This is a genomic window from Aeromonas sp. TS_SC_11, assembly GCF_057318915.1.
Genome location: NZ_CM170470.1, coordinates 3,321,414 through 3,341,064, shown reverse-complemented (window position 1 = coordinate 3,341,064; position 19,651 = coordinate 3,321,414). Strand labels below are relative to the sequence as shown.

General features: G+C 55.8%; 13 protein-coding genes. 8 read left to right on the top strand and 5 right to left on the bottom strand.

What is annotated here, in order from left to right:
• Nucleotides 1-16: 16 nt before the first annotated feature.
• Entirely contained in the window at nucleotides 17-2,494 is a 2,478-nt protein-coding gene (locus tag AC1P02_RS15480; RefSeq protein ID WP_096119590.1) for a glycogen/starch/alpha-glucan phosphorylase, read from the bottom strand.
• A gap of 389 nt (nucleotides 2,495-2,883) precedes the next feature.
• Complete coding sequence (locus AC1P02_RS15475) at nucleotides 2,884-3,081, bottom strand: DUF4250 domain-containing protein (RefSeq protein ID WP_005311031.1); 198 nt, start codon at nucleotides 3,079-3,081, stop codon at nucleotides 2,884-2,886.
• Between the two features lie 232 nt (nucleotides 3,082-3,313).
• Here AC1P02_RS15475 and AC1P02_RS15470 point away from each other — a divergent pair, with 232 nt between their 5' ends.
• Complete coding sequence (locus AC1P02_RS15470; protein ID WP_005311027.1) at nucleotides 3,314-3,805, top strand: cell division inhibitor SulA; 492 nt, start codon at nucleotides 3,314-3,316, stop codon at nucleotides 3,803-3,805.
• A 290-nt stretch (nucleotides 3,806-4,095) separates the two neighbouring features.
• On the opposite strand, the gene AC1P02_RS15465 is transcribed toward AC1P02_RS15470, so the two are convergent.
• On the bottom strand, nucleotides 4,096-5,619 hold the full coding sequence (locus AC1P02_RS15465; protein WP_005311025.1) for a fumarate hydratase: 1,524 nt from the start codon (nucleotides 5,617-5,619) through the stop codon (nucleotides 4,096-4,098).
• A gap of 295 nt (nucleotides 5,620-5,914) precedes the next feature.
• Between AC1P02_RS15465 and pabB the strand changes: the two genes are divergently transcribed.
• The 3 genes from pabB (at nucleotide 5,915) to AC1P02_RS15450 (ending at nucleotide 9,400) form a co-directional block, all read left to right on the top strand.
• Nucleotides 5,915-7,207 carry an aminodeoxychorismate synthase component I gene (gene pabB / locus AC1P02_RS15460; protein WP_485185463.1) on the top strand — a complete coding sequence of 431 codons (1,293 nt, stop codon included), beginning with the start codon at nucleotides 5,915-5,917 and terminating at the stop codon, nucleotides 7,205-7,207.
• Nucleotides 7,208-7,318: 111 nt separating this feature from the next.
• Entirely contained in the window at nucleotides 7,319-7,885 is a 567-nt protein-coding gene (locus AC1P02_RS15455; protein ID WP_096119592.1) for a CoA pyrophosphatase, read from the top strand.
• A gap of 216 nt (nucleotides 7,886-8,101) precedes the next feature.
• Nucleotides 8,102-9,400, top strand: a complete 1,299-nt coding sequence (locus AC1P02_RS15450) for a serine/threonine transporter (protein ID WP_058394458.1) — start codon at nucleotides 8,102-8,104, stop codon at nucleotides 9,398-9,400.
• 514 nt (nucleotides 9,401-9,914) lie between these two features.
• Here AC1P02_RS15450 and sstT read toward each other — a convergent pair.
• The gene (gene sstT, locus AC1P02_RS15445; protein WP_485182613.1) at nucleotides 9,915-11,165 is read right to left on the bottom strand and encodes a serine/threonine transporter SstT; all 1,251 of its coding nucleotides are present in this window, start codon (nucleotides 11,163-11,165) and stop codon (nucleotides 9,915-9,917) included.
• A 338-nt stretch (nucleotides 11,166-11,503) separates the two neighbouring features.
• Between sstT and AC1P02_RS15440 the strand changes: the two genes are divergently transcribed.
• From AC1P02_RS15440 to AC1P02_RS15425, 4 genes are all read left to right on the top strand, one after another.
• A complete protein-coding gene (locus tag AC1P02_RS15440) occupies nucleotides 11,504-13,429 on the top strand; it encodes a RecQ family ATP-dependent DNA helicase (RefSeq protein ID WP_485182612.1) in 1,926 nt (641 codons plus the stop codon).
• A 568-nt stretch (nucleotides 13,430-13,997) separates the two neighbouring features.
• Entirely contained in the window at nucleotides 13,998-15,920 is a 1,923-nt protein-coding gene (locus AC1P02_RS15435; RefSeq protein WP_021138270.1) for a PrkA family serine protein kinase, read from the top strand.
• Between the two features lie 25 nt (nucleotides 15,921-15,945).
• A complete protein-coding gene (locus AC1P02_RS15430) occupies nucleotides 15,946-17,217 on the top strand; it encodes a YeaH/YhbH family protein (protein ID WP_113720441.1) in 1,272 nt (423 codons plus the stop codon).
• A 10-nt stretch (nucleotides 17,218-17,227) separates the two neighbouring features.
• Entirely contained in the window at nucleotides 17,228-18,745 is a 1,518-nt protein-coding gene (locus AC1P02_RS15425; protein WP_005311011.1) for a SpoVR family protein, read from the top strand.
• 58 nt (nucleotides 18,746-18,803) lie between these two features.
• Here the strand turns inward: AC1P02_RS15425 and fadR are convergent, their stop codons facing one another.
• Complete coding sequence (gene fadR, locus AC1P02_RS15420) at nucleotides 18,804-19,517, bottom strand: fatty acid metabolism transcriptional regulator FadR (protein WP_042869993.1); 714 nt, start codon at nucleotides 19,515-19,517, stop codon at nucleotides 18,804-18,806.
• Nucleotides 19,518-19,651: the final 134 nt, after the last annotated feature.

The window sequence follows — 19,651 nt, the reverse complement described above, 5'->3', positions numbered from 1 at the left end:
TCATATCAAGAGGTTATCAACCTTGTACGTTGCAGCTCTTCAGATTCCAGATCCGATCCACGTAGTCCTGGATGGAACGGTCCGAGTTGAACTTGCCCATGGTAGCCGAGTTGATGATGGCTTTCTTCGCCCACAGCGCTGGATCCCGGTACCAGGTGTCGATGAGCTTGTGCGCGTCGGAGTAGGAAGCAAAATCGGCCAGGGTCAGGTAGGGATCGCCCCCTTCCAGCAAGGAGCGCTTGATGGAGGCCAGCTCGCCCGGACGACCCGGCGTGAAGTAGTCAGTGTCGAACCAATCCAGCACGGCCTTGAGCTCGGAGTTGGCATAGTAGAAGTCGTACGGGTTGTAGCCGCGCGCCTTCAGAGACTTCACCTCATCCACGTTCAGACCGAAGATGGCGCAGTTTTCGGCACCCGCCTCTTCCGCGATCTCGATGTTGGCCCCATCCAGTGTCCCTATGGTGATGGCGCCGTTCAGTGCCATCTTCATGTTGCCGGTACCGGAGGCTTCGTAACCTGCAGTGGAGATCTGCTCGGAGACATCGGCCGCCGGGATCAGCTTCTCGGCCAGACTCACGCGGTAGTTCGGCATGAACACCACTTTCAGCTTGCCCTGGATGCGAGCATCGTTGTTGACCCGTTCCGCCAGCTTGTTGATGGCGTAGATGATGTCCTTGGCCAGCTTGTAACCGGGCGCCGCCTTGGAGCCGAAGATGAACACGCGCGGGTGCATGTCATAGTCAGGATTCGCCAGCAGACGACGGTAGAGCGCCATGATATGGATGAGGTTCAGCTGTTGGCGCTTGTACTCGTGCAGACGCTTGATCTGGACGTCGAAGATCGCCTCGGCACTCACATCGATGCCGGTTTCGGCCTTGATGACCTTGACCAGTTTCTCCTTGTTATGACGCTTGATGGTCATGAACTGCTGCTGGAATGCCTTGTCGTCGGCAAACTTGGTGACGGCACGCAGCTTGTCGAGCTGCAGCGGCCACTCTTTGCCCACCACTTCGTTATAGAGCTCGGCCAGCTCTGGGTTGCAGGCCAGCAGCCAGCGACGGGGCGTCACGCCGTTGGTGACGTTGCACATCTTCTCTGGCCACAGCTCGGCGAACTCGGGGAAGAGATCCTCTTTCACCAGCTTGGAGTGGATCTCGGCCACGCCGTTCACCTTGGACGAACCGATCACGCACAGGTTACCCATGCGCACCTTGCGTACATCCCCTTCTTCAATGATGGAGAGTTTGGCCTTGATGGCATCGTTGCCTGGCCACTTGGGTTCGACCAGATCGCTCAGGAAGCGGGCGTTGATCTCGTAAATGACTTCCAGGTGACGGGGCAGCACCTTCTCAAACAGGCTGACGGACCACTTCTCCAGCGCTTCCGGCAACAGTGTGTGGTTGGTGTAGGAGAAGACCCGATAGCAGATAGCCCAGGCGGCATCCCAGTTCAAGTCTTCCTCATCCACCAGCACCCGCATCAGCTCGGGGATAGCCACAGTCGGGTGGGTATCGTTGAGCTGAATGGCAATTTGCGCGGCAAAATTGCTGAAGTCACTGCCATGCACCCGCTTGTAGCGGCGCATGATGTCCTTGATGGAGCAGGCACAGAAGAAGTACTGCTGGATCAGGCGCAGCTCTTTGCCCGCATCTGTTTCATCATTCGGGTAGAGCACCTTGGAGATGGTTTCGGCCTGGGCTTTTTCAGCCTGGGAATCGATGTAACCACCGGCGTTGAACACGTCCCAGTCGAAAAACTCGGAGGCACGGGATTCCCACAGACGCAGGATATTGACGGTGTGACCGCCAAAGCCCACCACAGGGATATCCCAAGGCACCCCTTTGATCTTGCGACCTGCGTGCCATACCTTCTTCAGGCCACCCTTGTCGCCGAACACGGTTTCCACATAGCCGTAGAGCGGGATCTCCTGCACGGATTCCGGGCGGCAGATCTCCCAGGGATTGCCATATTCACGCCAGGAGTCCGGGCGTTCGATCTGACGACCATCCTTAATCTCCTGACGGAACAGGCCGTGCTCGTAATGGATGCCATAACCGACAGCCGGGTAATTCAGGGTGGCAAGGGAGTCGATGAAGCAGGCAGCCAGGCGGCCAAGGCCACCGTTGCCGAGCGCCATGTCCGGCTCTTGTTCACACAAATCGGTCAGTTCCAGACCGAGTTCACCCAACGCCTCTTCACACACTTTGTAAAGGGAGAGGTTGTGCAGATTGTTGGAGGTCAAACGCCCCATCAGAAATTCAGCAGAGAGATAATGAATCGCACGAGTATCTTTCTTGAAATGAGTCTGCTGAGTACGGGTCAGGCGCTCGTACACCTGTTCGTTGACGGCGGCTGCGGTCGCTTTCCACCACGCTTCTGGCGAGGCTTTCTGTTCGCTTGTACCCAAGGTAGAACGCAGGTGACGCACGATACTCGCCTTGAGCTGATCTTTATCCAGTTGGAGATCCTGGTCTGTCTTCTTCTTGGTAGCCATAAACCATTTCCTTCGTTACAGAATAATAAAATTGTTATCCCATCAGGGACCGGTGCTGTTGTTATCTCAGAATATGTTCCGGCGTGGGCATACTAGCTAAAGCCGATGGTTTAAAAGTTAACGCAAGTCACACTTTAACGTATAAAAATGACAGTTCAAGCTTGAAAACCCTTTCCTGAAACTTATTAATCAGGAACATTCATTTCATTTAAAATCAGTAACTTAACAAATAAATGCAAATATAAATCCGTGAATAGGTTTTCAATCATTGCCAAGTACTGAAAATCCATGAAAATAGCTGAAAATTCAGCGCACATTGAAAACGATTTCAATGTGCGCTGTTCATAAAGTAAGATTGGTTCCCCCCGATAACGACGATCGACTCCCCTTCAACCATGGGCCTTGAACTGATTGCTCATGGGGTCGTAGTGATAGCCTATCTGCATTAACCGGGTCGCCAATTGATCCTCCGTCATGTCGTAATAAGCCAGTAGTTCCTCCAGGCCATCACACTCCAGCCGCAACTTTTCATTGATGATCCCGAGCAGGATATTGGCATCCAGCCGTTGCAAGGTACTGACGTCCATCTTCATCTCTCCTCTTCATCCAGATACTGTATAACCATGGGCGCCACCTCCCTCTTTGTCCACAGCCTAAAAAACAAGCACCCCGGTAAAAACAAAATATCCATTACAATCAATAGCATAGGTTAACACCCTGCCAGCTTGATCACATTTTTGGCCATAAATGGCTTGTCACTGACCTGAGTTGCAACTACTGTATACGCATACAGCATGGTTATCCATACAGGACAAACATATGAGCCAGCCCATGAGTCACCTCCCTTTCGCCGCGTCTGTCAGCATGAGCAATCCCTGGCCAACCCGCCATCAAAGCAAGGTGGAAGAAGCGTGCCACACCGCACCTGCCAGCGATGAGCGGCCATTGCTCGACGAGCTGGTGAGACTGAGCCATGGTGACACGGGCTGGATCCTGCTGATTGCCCCGCCAGGCCTGCCAGTGGCCAAACAGCTGCAGGCTCAGGGGATCAACCCCGCTCGGGTGCTGGTGGTGCACAGCCCCAAGATCAAGAACTGGCAGCTAATGCTGGAGCAGAGTCTGGGCAATGGTCACTGCGCAGCTGTCTTGACCTGGCTGCCTGCACAGGTTTCGCTGGATCGCGTCAAGCTGAGCAAACTGGGACAACGCTTCGGGGTGCTGACCCGCTTTTTCGAGCCTGCAGGAAAACTACTGCCCGTGCACAGCGGCCCGCTGGCCTACGGCGGACAGGATGTCTATCTCAACCACTGATGGTCCAGAACAGCCTGGAGACTCGAAATCGCCGTGAAGAAATGGAACAAGCGGAGAAGGGATCAGGCAAGAGCCAAGAAAAAGGCCCTAGAAGAGTGACCAAGCAGAAGTGACCCGTCTGGTCTGTACACCTGAGCCAGTACCAACGCCAACCTGCGGGACGATAGAAAAAGGCGACCCTAAGGTCGCCTTTTTACGCTGTCACCCAATGTCACAGACGGCTTGGTCGTTTGCTCGTGCCACCCCACAGGAATGATACGAGTATCCTTGGCCCTGGCTCAACACGACTATCAGGAGAGCTTGCCATCCAGCTCGGCAATCTTGGCCGACCAGTAGGCCGGGCCTGTCTCGTGGATATTGTTGCCCTGAGAGTCCACCGCCACTGTCACCGGCATGTCTTCCACCTCGAACTCGTAGATGGCTTCCATACCCAGATCGGCAAAAGCCACCACCCGCGACTTCTTGATCGCCTTGGCGACCAGGTAGGCTGCGCCCCCTACGGCCATCAGATAAACAGCTTTGTGCTGCTTGATACTCTCGACTGTTTTGGGGCCACGCTCTGACTTGCCGATCATGCCGATGAGACCGGTTTCCCCCAGCATCATGTCGGTGAACTTGTCCATTCGGGTGGACGTCGTGGGGCCGGCAGGGCCAACCACTTCGTCACGAACTGCATCGACCGGACCAACGTAATAGATGAAACGGTTGGTGAAATCGACCCCTTCCGGCAGACCCTCGCCATTTTTCAACATGTCGGCAATGCGCTTGTGGGCTGCATCGCGACCGGTAAGGATCTTGCCGGAGAGGAGTACTGTGTCGCCACTCTTCCAGCTGGCGAGCTCGGCCTTGGTGATACCGTCAACATTGACACGGCGCACATTGGCCCCCGCTTCGCGGGTGATCTCCGGCCAATCGGCCAGTTTTGGAGGGGTCAACTCGGCCGGGCCCGAGCCATCCAGCTCGAAGTGGACATGGCGGGTGGCTGCACAGTTGGGGATCATCACCACCGGCTTGGAGGCGGCATGGGTCGGGGCACTCTTGACCTTCACGTCCAGCACTGTGGTGAGGCCGCCCAGACCCTGAGCACCGATCCCGAGCTTGTTGACCTTGTCATAGAGTTCGACCCGCAGCTTCTCTTCGGTGGTCTTGGGACCACGGGCGATCAGCTCCTGAATGTCGATGTGCTCCATCAAGGCTTCCTTGGCCAGTACGGCCGCCTTCTCGGCGGTGCCACCAATGCCGATGCCCAGCATACCGGGCGGGCACCAGCCGGCGCCCATGGTCGGCACTGTTTTCAGTACCCACTCGACGACATCATCGGATGGGTTGAGCATCACCATCTTGGATTTGTTCTCGGAGCCGCCGCCTTTGGCCGCGATGCTCACTTCCACCTTGTTGCCCGGGATCATGTCGATATGCACGACAGCAGGGGCGTTATCCTTGGTGTTCTTGCGGCTGCCGGCCGGGTCGGCCAGCACGGAGGCGCGCAGCGGGTTGTCCGGATTGGTGTAGGCACGGCGCGTTCCCTCATCCACCATCTCCTGCACCGTCATGTCGCTGTCCCACTGCACCTGCATGCCTATCTTGACGAAGCAGGTAACGATACCGGTATCCTGGCACAGGGGACGATGCCCTTCGGCTGACATGCGGGAGTTGATCAGGATCTGGGCCAGGGCATCCTTGGCGGCCGGGTTGACCTCACGGTCATAGGCAGCCTTGGCTGCATGGACGAAATCAAGGGGGTGATAGTAGGAGATGTACTGCAGGGCGTCGGCGACGGAATCGATAAAATCCTGTTTTTTAATGATGCTCATATCATCCTCACTGGTCCTTGTCTCCGTCGTGGTGGCAGAGCAAGGGCTTCCATATGAGCCGTGCTTCGGTGCCATAGTGTCAGGCGATATGCCTGTCGGCCCGATAGACAACGGCGTGTTTGTTCTAAAAATTCCGATGCCTATGATACGCTTGCCCCCCCATACCGGCTAGGGAGCAGGGTGCAAACTGTTGCCTGTGTAACAAAAAATGAAACCAACTCTTCATATCCACCACTTTGATCACCAGACAGCGCTGCATGCGTTGTTTGCCCGTCTGCATCATCAGCCCTGGGCCATGTTGCTCGAATCGGCCGGCCCGCAGGGAGCGGACAACCGCTTTGACATCATCAGCGCCGACCCGCTGGCAACCCTGCAGACAGAGGGGCCACTGACCTGGATAACCCGGGGCGAACAGTGTCTGTCGTTTGACACGGATCCCCTGACCCTGCTGGCACAATGGCAACGGGATCTGCTGGGCGAGAAAGCACCGCACTGTGACGAATTGCCCTTTATTGGCGGCGCCCTCGGGCTGTTTGGCTATGATCTTGGCCGTCGCTTCGAGCGATTGCCGACACTGGCCGCACAGGATGTGTCCGTCCCGGACATGGCAGTCGGCATCTATGACTGGGCCCTGCTGCGCAACGTAGCAAGCGGCACCTGGCAGCTGGTGCATTGGGGCGATGAAGCAGGCCTCCATCGCCGGCTGCAGTGGCTGGCCGCGCAGCACGAGATGCCAACACCGCCATTCGCCCTGCAGAGCGAGTGGCGCAGCAACATGAGCCGCGCCGAGTACGGCGAGAAATTTGCGCAGGTACAGGCTTACCTGAGTGCAGGGGACTGTTATCAAATCAACCTGACCCAGCGCTTCAGCGCCGCCTATTGCGGCGATGAGTGGCAGGCTTATCAGGTGTTGTCCCGCGCCAACCAGGCTCCGTTTTCGGCCTTTGTTCGCCTGCCACAGAGCGCCATTCTAAGCCTCTCCCCCGAGCGGTTTCTGCTGCTTGATGATCGCCATATCGAAACCAAGCCCATCAAGGGTACCCGCCCCCGACTCGCCGATCCGCAGCAAGATCGGGCCAGCGCCCTCGAACTGGCTGGCGCCGACAAGGACAGATCAGAGAATCTGATGATCGTGGATCTGCTGCGCAACGATATCGGCAGGGTGAGCCGTCCTGGCTCCGTCAGCGTGCCCAGCCTGTTTGCCGTGGAGTCGTTCCCGGCGGTGCATCATCTGGTGTCCACCATCCACGGCGAGCTGGATAACCGCTGGCAGGCGGTGGATCTGCTGCGCGCCTGTTTCCCGGGCGGTTCTATCACCGGCGCCCCCAAGATCAGGGCCATGGAGATCATTGAGGAGCTGGAGCCCCAGCGCCGCAGCGCTTACTGTGGCAGCATCGGCTATCTGAGCCAGCATGGCCGGATGGACACCAGCATCTGCATTCGCACTCTGATTGCGGCAGACCGCCAACTACACTGCTGGGCCGGGGGGGGAATCATTGCCGACTCCGATGTGGACAGTGAATATCAGGAAACCTATGACAAGGTGGCCCGCATACTGCCGTTGCTGGAGACGCTGAAAAGCCGATAAGCTGAGAAGTTGAGAAGTTGAGAAGTTGAGAAGTTGACAGAATGGATAACGGAGTGACCATGAAAGAGACCCAAGCGCAGGATTGAGAGACGATTCGAGAGAATAAACAAGATGGACCGCGCCGAACTGCTGACCCGCTTTTTACTGCAACGCCCTGCCCCCGCCCATCGACTGACGGTGGCAGGGCTCAAACCTGCCGCCGTCTTGCTGCCGCTGGTGGAGCGGGCCGACGGCTTGCAACTGCTGCTGACCCGCCGTAGCGCACACCTGCGTCATCACGCGGGACAGATTAGCTTTCCTGGTGGGCGACAGGATCCGGACGATCACAACCTGATCCACACGGCATTGCGGGAAACCTGGGAAGAGCTGGGCATCATACCGGCTCAGGTCGAGATCATCGGTACCCTGGCCCCGCTCAACACCATTTCCCAATACGATGTGCTACCCGTGCTGGGGCTGGTTGCCGCCGATTATCAACTCACCTTGAGCCAGGATGAAGTGGCTCAGGCCTTTGAAGTACCACTCCATCATCTGCTGGACCCACGCCACCACATAGCCCTGACCATTCCAAGAGCCGATCAGCTACACACCATCTACTGGATACCTTGGCAGGATCACTTCATCTGGGGGGCGACTGCCAGCATGATCCGCCAGCTATCTCGCCAACTTGCCACGTAACATTTTGCAAACATATTCCAGTGCAATATTTGCGCGTTAACAATAAACTAACGTATGTGTTTATAAAAAAAAATTGATTTTTTATTCTTTCGATCACATTTCCATAAAAGAGTGAGGGTTTATCCCTCACAAAGGTGAATTTGATCAACATTTTTGATTAGAAAAACCGTATCCTTGCGCCGACTCAACAAAAAACACACATTCGGGGTGAGACACATGTCTAATACAGTCATAGGCGCACAGGAAGTTGCAGCCTCACAGGAGCAAGGAACGAGCTCAATCCAATCTCGCGGTTGGAGCAAACAAGACACTAGCTGGGTTATCAGCCTGTTCGGCACTGCCGTCGGCGCGGGTATCCTGTTCCTGCCCATCAACGCTGGCATGGGTGGCTTCTGGCCACTGGTGGTCATGGCGCTGCTGGTCGGCCCCATGACCTATCTGGCCCACCGTGGCCTCGCCCGTTTTGTACTTTCGTCCAAGCAACCCAATGCCGACATCACACAAGTGGTGGAAGAGCATTTCGGGGTGGGCGCCGGTAAATTAATCACCCTGCTCTACTTCTTTGCCATCTACCCCATAGTGCTGATCTACGGTGTCGGTATCACCAACACCGTCGAAAGCTTCATGGTCAACCAGTTGCAGATGGCTGCGCCACCACGCTGGCTCCTCTCCATCGTGCTGATCATGGGCATGATGTCGGTGATGCTGGCGGGCGAGAAGCTGATGCTGAAGGTCACCGAGTTCCTAGTCTACCCGCTCATCGCCATCCTGGTAGGTATCTCCTTCTACCTGATCCCCGACTGGACTGGCGCCGCCCTGTCCCAGGTGCCGTCTGCCAAGGATTTCGCCACTACCTTGTGGCTGACCATCCCGGTACTGGTGTTCTCCTTCAACCACAGCCCGGCCATCTCCAGCTTCTCTCTGGCCCAGCGTCGTGATCATGGCGACCATGCAGTCGAGAAGTCCGATGCCATTCTCAAGCGCACTGCTACCATACTGCTGGGCTTCGTGATGTTCTTCGTCTTCTCCTGTGTCATGAGCCTGACCCCGGAACAACTGACTGAAGCCAAGTCACAGAATATTGCCGTGCTCTCTTATCTGGCAAACCAGCATGCAAGCCCCATCATCTCTTACTTCGGTCCGCTGGTTGCATTCGTCGCCATCGTATCCTCCTTCTTTGGTCACTACCTGGGTGCCCGTGAAGGTCTGAAAGGGATGATCGTCCAGAACATGCGCAAATCCGGCAAAGAGCCGAACCACAAGAAGGTTGAGATCTTCATCATCGCCTTCTTCATCCTCACCCTGTGGGGCACGGCCATCGCCAACCCCTCCATCTTGGGCATGATTGAATCTCTTGGTGGCCCCATCATCGCCACCATCCTCTTCATCATGCCGATGTACGCCATCAAACGCGTACCAGCCATGGCAAAATACCAGGGACACATCAGCAACGCGTTTGTTGCTCTGATGGGTACCATTGCCATCTCCGCCATCCTTTACCAGCTGTTTGGCTAATCACCAGACCATAACGGCAAAGCAAATGCCCGCCAGTGATGGCGGGCATTTTTTATGATCAAATAACCCATTCCTGTAATGCTAAACCGCACTCTTCAGTGGCAATGGCGTGACAATGCCGTCATCCACGAGCGCACCAGGTCCAGCCTTTGACGATACGAACCTGGCTCAGTCAGGGTGTCTTCGAGAAGCATGGCTCGGCCCAGCTCACCGAATTGACAGGCTGGCTCGCAGCGAGCCTATCTCCTGAATGCCACAGCCCCACACTTTGTTCCTTTCATGACAGGATCCGGGTTGTCGTATGCTGGCCGGACATAGATAAGCAACTGACAGCTAGTCCATCCGGCGGGCATGTCTGTTGGCAAACTGGCCCCTATTTACGCCATGATCTTCAGCCCACACGTATCCCTCCAATTGAAGGGATCTCACATCCTGATGCACTCGGCCATCGATAACGCACATAAAAAAACGCCCTCACAAGAGGGCGTTTTCAATGGTTTGATGAAGCTGGCTATCAAGCTTCGCGGCTTGGCAGCGGCGCGGCATCCAGCAGGGTTTCATCTTCGGCCATACAGGCGGCAGCGGTGAACAGCACGTCGGTGGAGCTGTTGAGAGCTGTCTCGGCAGAATCTTGCAACACACCTATGATGAAGCCCACGGCGACTACCTGCATGGCGATGTCATTGCCGATGCCAAACAGGCTGCACGCCAGCGGGATCAGCAGCAGGGAGCCACCAGCCACACCGGAAGCGCCGCAGGCACTGATGGTGGCGACCACGGAGAGCAGCACGGCGGTAGCCAGATCCACTTCCATCCCCAGCGTATGCACCGCCGCCATGGAGAGCACGGTAATGGTGATGGCGGCGCCCGCCATGTTGATGGTGGCACCCAGCGGGATGGAGACCGCATAGGTGTCTTCCGGCAAGCGCAGTTTTTCACACAGCGCCATGTTGACCGGAATGTTGGCAGCGGAGCTGCGGGTGAAGAAGGCGGTCACGCCGCTCTCTTTCAGGCAAGTCAGCACCAGCGGATAAGGGTTGCGTCTGATCTTCCAGAACACGATCAGCGGGTTGACCACCAAGGCGATGAACAGCATACAGCCAATCAGTACGGCCAACAGCTGGGCGTAACCGAGCAAGGCACCAAAACCGGTTTCGGCCAGAGTCGACGCCACCAGCCCCAGAATACCGAGGGGGGCGCAGCGGATCACCGCCTTGACGATGGTGGAGACGCCGTGGGAGAGATCGGTGATCATCGCCTTGCTGCTGTCATTGGCGTGGCGCATGGCGATGCCAAGGCCGATGGCCCAGGCCAGGATACCGATATAGTTCGCATCCATCAGCGCTTTCACCGGGTTGGTCACCACGTTGAACAGCAGGGTTTGCAATACTTCAGTGATGCCGCCTGGCGGGGTAATTTCCGCCGTGTTGGCCACCAGATGCAGGTTGGAGGGAAACAGGAAACTGGCAATCACAGCTACCACGGCAGCTGCGAAGGTACCAAACAGATAGAGCGCAAGCAGCGGGCGAATATTGGTTTTCTGACCCTGCTTGTGACCGATGATCGCCGCCATCACCAGCACGAATACCAGCAGTGGTGCGACCGCCTTCAAGGCACCGACGAACAGGCTGCCAAGCAGACCCGCCGCTTTGGCCCATTCCGGCATGAACATGGCAAGGAGGATACCGAATACCAGACCGACCAGGATCTGGCTTACCAGACTGGTGCTGTTGACCAGTCTCATGAGGGGGTGTTGTTGTGTCATCAAATAGTCCCTGAGCACCGAAGTGCGTGAATCATTAGTCCTGTTGGCAACCACTACACCAGGCGACACCCATGTCACAGGCTGGCGTCGTCTGCCCCGGCAAGCCTTCTATTGAGCCAGTCCGGAAACACACGGGGTTACGGACAAGGAATATCCCATCTGCAATCGCTTTTTTCCACATAATCACTGAAAAATATCCGGTTTACCTCACAAAAAAACTACAACAATGCGATAACACAATATCAACAGCGCTCAAATGGACGCTGTTTTCCTCTGAAGGGCCGTTCAGGCACTCCCGAGCAGTGGTATTATGGTGGCTTTGCGCTGGAGTCCCTGCCATGATCTCATCCCTGTTGACCCGCCACTTCGGCTTCGACCAGTTAAGGCCCGGTCAGGAGGCGGTGATCAGCCGGTTGCTGGCAGGCCAGAGTGCGGCTGCCATCTTCCCCACCGGCTCCGGCAAATCCCTCTGTTATCAGCTGCCAGCACTCGCCCTGCCCCACCTGACCCTGGTGATCTCCCCCCTGATCGCGCTGATGCACGACCAGCTCGCTTTTCTCCACAGCAAAGGGATTTCCGCGGCAACCCTGGATTCGAGCCAGACACCGGAGGAGAGTCGTCGCGTGATGCAGCAGGCCAGTGACGGTCAGCTCAAGATCCTGATGATCTCGGTGGAGCGGCTCAAGAACGAGCGCTTTCGCCGCTTCATCCAGCAAGTGCCGCTGTCGATGCTGGTGGTGGATGAAGCGCACTGCATCTCGGAGTGGGGCCACAACTTTCGACCCGACTACCTCAAGCTGCCCGCTTATCGCCGCGAGCTGAAGATACCTCAGGTACTGTTGCTGACCGCGACCGCCACCCCGGCTGTCATGGCCGACATGCAGACCAAATTCGACATCGAGGATGAGGGACTGGTCATCACCGGTTTTTATCGCGCCAACCTGGATCTGGCGGTCGTGCCGCTGCCTGCCGAGGCGCGTGATGACTGGCTGCAAGCAGAAGTACGACGAGAGCCCACTGCCCCCACCATCGTCTATGTCACCTTGCAGCACACGGCGCAACAGTGCGCCGACCTGCTGCAACGGGCGGGGATCAGGGCGCGTGCCTATCACGCCGGGCTCGACTCGGCCCTGCGCAGCCAGATCCAGCATGACTTCATGGCTGGCAAGGTGGACTGCATTGTCGCCACCATCGCCTTTGGTATGGGGATCGACAAGGCGGACATTCGCCGGGTCATCCACTATGACTTGCCCAAATCCATCGAAAACTACAGTCAGGAAATTGGCCGTGCCGGTCGGGATGGACACCCTTCCCGCTGCATAGTGCTGGCCAATCGCGCACAGCTCCCCGTGCTGGAAAACTTCGTGTTCGGGGATACACCCGATCGCGCCGCCATAGTGGCGCTGCTCGAGATCCTGTCGCAAAGTGGCAGCGAGTGGGAGTTTGGTCTGCTGCGTCTCTCCAACGACACCAACATCCGCCAGTTGCCGCTCAAGACTCTGCTGGTCTATCTGGAAATGGCGGGCATCATAATGCCAGCCTACAGCTACTTCGCCGAATATCGCTTCAAGTTCGTGCTGGACAAGGCCGAGATCCTGACCCGTTTCAATCCCGAACGACGCCAGTTTCTGGAGCAGCTGTTTGCCTGTGCACCGCAAGCGCGCAGCTGGTGCACCATGGACTTTGATGCCCTCTGGCAGGGTTATCAGGGGGAACGGCACCGTGCGGCAGCAGCCCTGGATTATCTGCAACAACAAGGCTGGATAGAGCTGGAGAGCAAGCAGATGACCGATGTCTATCGGGTGCTGCGTCAAGATGTTGATATCAATGCATTGGCAGACGAGCTCTATGCCCTGTTCGAGAAGAAGGAGCTGAGTGAACTGGCCCGGTTGCAGGCCTTGCTGGCCTTTTTTACATCAAGCCACTGCCTGAGTCAGGAGCTGGCCCGATATTTTGCCGACGAGCAGGCACCCAGCAAATGCGGGCACTGCTCCGTCTGCCGTGGCGAGGTTGCCGTACTGCCGCCATTGCCGACCCTCACCCTGCCCAACGAAAAGGGGTTGCGTGCCTGGTGCGATCCCCTGATAGCCTTGTGCCACACCAGCCATCCTCGCATTCTGACCCGTTTTCTGTGCGGTATCGCCACGCCACTGACCTCCCGGGTCAAGGCAAAAAGCCTGGCTGGATTTGGCCAGCTGGCGGCGCATCCATTCGCCGAAGTGCTGGCAGCGGTATCACGGTTCTACCCCACCCCTGACAGTTGATCATGCCAGTGCACATCTACAACCCGCTGAAAAAATAAGACCCTCGCATATGCGAGGGTCAAGCCAACGGAAACGTGCTTAAACAGAGCTTTGTATCAGCAGCCATCACTCTCTTGCTAAAGCGATGGCTGCCGACACAGGGCCAATCTAGAGCAGCAAAAATGTAGCGTCAATGTAAAAATTAGAGCTTAAACACCAAACAAGCATCATTCCGCTGACGTAAACGTAACAGCCATTTCCATTCGATTTTCCTCCTTCCCTTGCCCCGTCTGCGTTACAGCCAACTGACCCGAACAATGCATTGTCCTTTCCATTTTCTGGCAAACATTTATTTTTTATCTCTTTGACATTTACCTCACTATCGTGGCAAAAATAATTTAACAGTCAGTAACATAGGTGTGTCACTGATTGCGCCTTCCCGCATCAGGATCGGGAAGTACCCTTGCAAATTTAAACCAATAGATGGTGATGGATTACTGGGGGCTGTTGACTAGGATTAATGAGGTAAACAGAACAAAAGTAGTGATCCACTCTTTTCAGGGTAAGCGACTATAACGAGGGCAAAGTTATGGGCATCTTCGAGCATTATCAACAGCGATACGAGAAAGCCAGGGAAGAGGAGTACAGTATCCAGGAGTTTCTGGATATGTGTAAGCAGGACAAAGCCTGCTACGCCTCCGCTGCCGAACGCTTGCTGGTCGCCATCGGCGAGCCGGAAATGATCGATACCTCGGTCAATCCCAGACTCAGTCGCCTTTTTTCCAACCGCGTCGTTGCACGCTATCCCGCCTTCAAAGATTTCTACGGCATGGAAGAGGCCATCGAGCAGATCGTCTCCTACCTCAAGCACTCTGCCCAGGGGCTGGAAGAGAAGAAGCAGATCCTCTATCTGCTGGGACCGGTTGGCGGCGGCAAATCCTCTCTGGCTGAGAAGCTCAAATCCTTGATGCAAAAAGTGCCGGTCTATCGCATCAAGGGCTCACCGGTCAATGACCACCCCTTCTGTCTGTTCGACATCGAAGAGGATGGCGAGCTGCTGGAAAAAGAGTACGGCATACCGCGCCGCTATCTGCGACCCATAATGTCACCCTGGGTGGCCAAGCGACTACACGAGTTCGGTGGCGACATCTCCAAGTTCAAGGTAGAGAAGGTCAACCCATCCATCCTCGATCAGATTGCCATCGCCAAGACAGAACCGGGTGATGACAACAACCAGGATATCTCCTCTCTGGTCGGCAAGGTCGATATCCGCATGCTGGAGCATTATGCCCAGGATGATGCCGATGCTTACTCCTACTCAGGTGCACTGTGCAAGGCGAACCAGGGGATCATGGAGTTCGTGGAGATGTTCAAAGCCCCCATCAAGGTGCTGCATCCTCTGCTGACCGCGACCCAGGAAGGGAACTACAACGGCACAGAGGGGCTCTCCGCCCTGCCCTTCGACGGCATATTGCTGGCTCACTCCAACGAATCAGAGTGGCAGCAGTTCCGTAACAACAAGAACAACGAAGCCTTCCTCGACCGGGTTTACATCGTCAAGGTGCCTTACTGCCTGCGCGTCTCGGAAGAGGTGAAGATCTACGAAAAACTGCTGATCAACAGCGAACTGACCGACGCCAAATGTGCCCCGGGCACACTGGAGCTGCTGGGTCAGTTCTCCGTCCTCTCTCGACTGAAAGAGCCGGAAAACTCCAGCCTCTACTCCAAGATGCGGGTCTATGATGGCGAGAGCCTGAAAGATACGGATCCCAAGGCCAAGAGCTATCAGGAGTACCGTGACTACGCCGGTGTGGATGAGGGTATGAATGGTCTCTCCACCCGCTTTGCGTTCAAGATCCTCTCTCGCGTTTTCAACTTCGACCACGCGGAAGTGGCGGCCAACCCGGTACACCTTTTCTATGTGCTGGAGCAGCAGATAGAGCGCGAACAGTTCCCGCAGGAGCTGCACGATCGCTACCTTGAGTTCATCAAGGGTTATCTGACTCCGCGCTATGTGGAGTTCATCGGCAAGGAGATCCAGACCGCCTACCTCGAATCCTATTCGGAGTACGGCCAGAACATCTTCGATCGCTACGTCACCTATGCCGACTTCTGGATCCAGGATCAGGAGTACCGTGACCCCGAGACCGGCCAGCTGTTTGACCGCGCGTCGCTCAACAGCGAGCTGGAGAAGATTGAAAAACCCGCCGGGATCAGCAACCCGAAAGATTTTCGCAACGAAATCGTCAACTTCGTGCTGCGAGCCCGGGCCAACAATGCAGGCCGTAACCCCAACTGGACCAGTTACGAGAAGCTGCGCACCGTGATCGAGAAGAAGATGTTCTCCAACACGGAAGAGCTGCTGCCGGTTATCTCCTTCAACAGCAAAACCTCGGCTGAGGAGCAGAAGAAGCACGATAACTTTGTCGAACGGATGATGGAGAAAGGCTACACCCGCAAACAGGTGCGACTGCTCTCCGAATGGTATCTCAGGGTACGCAAGTCATCCTGACCCTGCCGTGGTTCAAGGGGGAGTTATGGCGCATTTTATCGACCGCAGGCTCAACGGCAAAAACAAAAGCGCTGTCAATCGGCAGCGCTTTATCCGCCGCTACAAGAAGCAAATAAAACAAGCGGTCTCGGATGCTGTCTCCAAACGCAGCATTCAGGACGTGGACAAGGGCGAGAGCATCAGCATCCCGACCAAGGATATCGGCGAACCCCATTTCCATCAGGGGCAAGGCGGTAAGCGGGAAATGGTACATCCCGGCAATGATCAATTCGTCTCCGGCGACAAGATTGATCGCCCAAAGGGAGGGGGCGCAGGCCAGGGTTCCGGCGAGGGACAGGCATCTAATCAGGGGGAAGGCGAAGATGACTTCGTGTTCCAGATTTCCAAAGATGAGTATCTGGATCTGCTGTTTGAAGATCTGGAGCTGCCCCGCTTGCAGAAAACCCAGCTCAACCAGTTGATGGAGATGAAGACCTACCGGGCGGGTTACACCTCCAACGGAGTGCCTGCCAATATCAACGTGGTGCGTTCTCTGCAAAACTCGCTGGCGCGGCGTATGGCGCTGCAAGCCGGCAAGAAACGCCAGTTGCATGAACTGGAAGAGAGGATGGCCCTGCTGGCAACCGATCCCAACGAGCATTTCGCCGAAATTGCCCTGCTTGAGAAGGAGATCCGAGAGCTGAAACGGCGGATCTCAGCTGTGCCCTTCATCGACACCTTCGATCTCAAGTTCAACAACTTTGTCAAACGGCCCGTGCCTTCCAGCCAGGCTGTGATGTTCTGCCTGATGGACGTGTCGGGTTCCATGGATCAGGCCACCAAGGAGATGGCAAAGCGCTTCTATATCCTGCTCTACCTGTTCCTGAGCCGGACCTACAAGAACGTGGAAGTCGTCTACATTCGCCATCACACCCAGGCCAAGGAAGTGGACGAACACGAGTTCTTCTATTCCCAGGAGACGGGCGGCACCATAGTCTCCAGCGCACTCAAAATGATGAACGACATCATCAACGAGCGTTACCCGGCCAACCAGTGGAACATCTATGCGGCGCAAGCGTCCGATGGTGACAACTGGGCTGATGATTCGCCGCAATGCCGGGAGATCCTGACCCGGGATATCATGCCGCGGGTACGGTACTACTCCTATATAGAGATCACCACCCGCGCCCACCAGACCCTGTGGCACGAGTACGAGTCGGTGGCCAGCCAGTTCCCCCACTTCGCGATGGAGCACATTCGCAAGGTCGAGGATATTTATCCGGTATTCCGGGAGCTGTTCAAGAAGCAAGCGGCGTGAGGGAGGTCATATGGTAGAAACCGCAAGAAAAATACCGCCACTGGACGATGGCCCGGATTGGAACTTCGATCTGCTGGAGACTTATCATCAGGAGATAGCCCGGGTCGCCAGGTTTTATCGACTGGATACCTACCCCAATCAGATCGAGGTGATCACTGCCGAGCAGATGATGGATGCCTACTCCAGTGTCGGTATGCCCATCGGCTATCAACACTGGTCATTTGGCAAACGCTTCATCCACACCGAGCGCAACTACAAGCGCGGTCAGATGGGGCTGGCCTATGAGATCGTCATCAACTCGGATCCCTGCATCGCTTACCTGATGGAGGAGAACACGATGCCGATGCAGGCGCTGGTTATGGCGCACGCCTGTTATGGTCACAACTCTTTTTTCAAAAACAACTATCTGTTCAAAACCTGGACCGATGCCTCCTCCATCATCGACTATCTGCTGTTTGCCAAGAACTACATCACAGAGTGCGAAGAGAAACACGGCATCGATGCGGTGGAAAAATTGATCGACTCCTGTCATGCCCTGATGAACTTCGGAGTGGACCGTTACAAGCGGCCCCAGAAGATCTCGCTGGCAGAGGAGAAGCGCCGCCAGAAGGCACGGGAAGATTATCTGCAGACTCAGGTGAACGAGCTGTGGCGCACCCTGCCCAAGCAGCACAAAGCCTCCGGTGTTGAAGACAGGCGCTACCCGGCCGAGCCCCAGGAGAACATTCTCTACTTCATCGAGAAGAATGCCCCTCTGCTCGAACCCTGGCAGCGCGAGATAGTACGCATAGTGCGCAAGATCAGTCAGTACTTCTACCCGCAGAAACAGACTCAGGTGATGAATGAAGGCTGGGCCACCTTCTGGCACTACACCATCCTTAACCACCTGTATGACGAGGGCAAGATCAGCGATCGCTTCATGATAGAGGTGCTGCACAGCCACACCAATGTGGTGTACCAGCCCCCCTATAACAGCCGCTACTACTCGGGGATCAATCCCTACGCCCTTGGCTTTGCTATGTTCACTGATCTGCGCCGCATCTGCGAAAACCCGACCGAGGAGGACAGATACTGGTTCCCCGATTATGCCGGCACCAACTGGGTCGATACCCTGCATTTTGCCATGCAGAACTTCAAGGACGAGAGCTTCATCAGTCAGTTCCTCAGTCCCAAGGTGATGCGGGAAATGAAGCTGTTTGCCATCGACGATGATGACTTGAAGAACTATCTCAAGGTATCTGCCATTCACAATGAGGAGGGTTATCGGCTTGTACGCAATACCCTGTCAGCTCAATACAACTTGAGCAACCTGGAGCCCAATATTCAGGTCTATAACGTAGCGGTGAAGGGAGATCGCTCATTGACCCTGCGCTATGTGCCGCACAACCGGATCCCCCTTGGAGATTCACGCCACGAGGTGCTCAAGCATCTGCACCAGCTGTGGGGATTTGATGTGGTACTGGAGCAGGATAACGGCGACTTGCCTGCCGACATTATCGGTCGCTGTCCTGATAAAAAACCGCTCTGAGGCCACTTTCCACCATAAAAAAACGCGCCATCTGGCGCGTTTTTTTATGCATCAACAATCAGTTGTCACACAGATTGCTCGGCATATCCTGACGCAGACGGGTCCACAGCTTGCCAGACTCGATACCGTACTGACGTACTGTCATGAACACGGCTTCATGATTCTTGGTCTCGGCCAGCCCCAGCAAGGTCTTGTAGTAGGCATCCGCCGTTTCACGAGCTTGCTTGTCAGAGAAGTAGTAACGCCCGACCCGGCTATACAATCCCTTGAAACCATTGAGGATGAGGGCATAGATGGGATTGCCGGAGGCAAAGGAGAGCTGGTGATGCAGACGATAATCAAACTCCGCATACGCTTCCGGGGTGCTATCTACCGCATTGGCACCGCGCAGTATCTCTGCGGCTTGCTCCGGATTATTGCGGATAGCACCACGGATGAAGATGGTGCAGATATTGGTGCGGGCCGACAGCAGCTGGGCCACCAGATCCGGTACCTTGTCCTGGTCCAGACGGGCAAGGGTTTCCAGGATGTTGAGACCCGAGGTCTCCCAGAAATTGTTTACCTTGGTCGGCTTGCCATGCTGGATGGTGAGCCAGCCATCACGGGCCAGACGCTGAAGCACTTCGCGCAAGGTAGTACGAGTCACCCCGATAAGCTCGGACAGCTCACGCTCGGCCGGCAGTATGGATCCTGGAGGAAAGCGATTGTTCCAGATGGACTCGATGATGTATTCCTCGGCAAACCCTGCAGGGCTCTGCGCTTTTATGACCATGTAGTGACTCTGTTGTAGTGCGTAAAAAGGCCCACGAATAATAGCAAAGCAGGAAAGGCTGGCAAGCAGAAGGTCAGTCCTCTGCTCACATAAGCAGAACTTGATGTTAAAAAAATGTATTAAGTATCGAGATA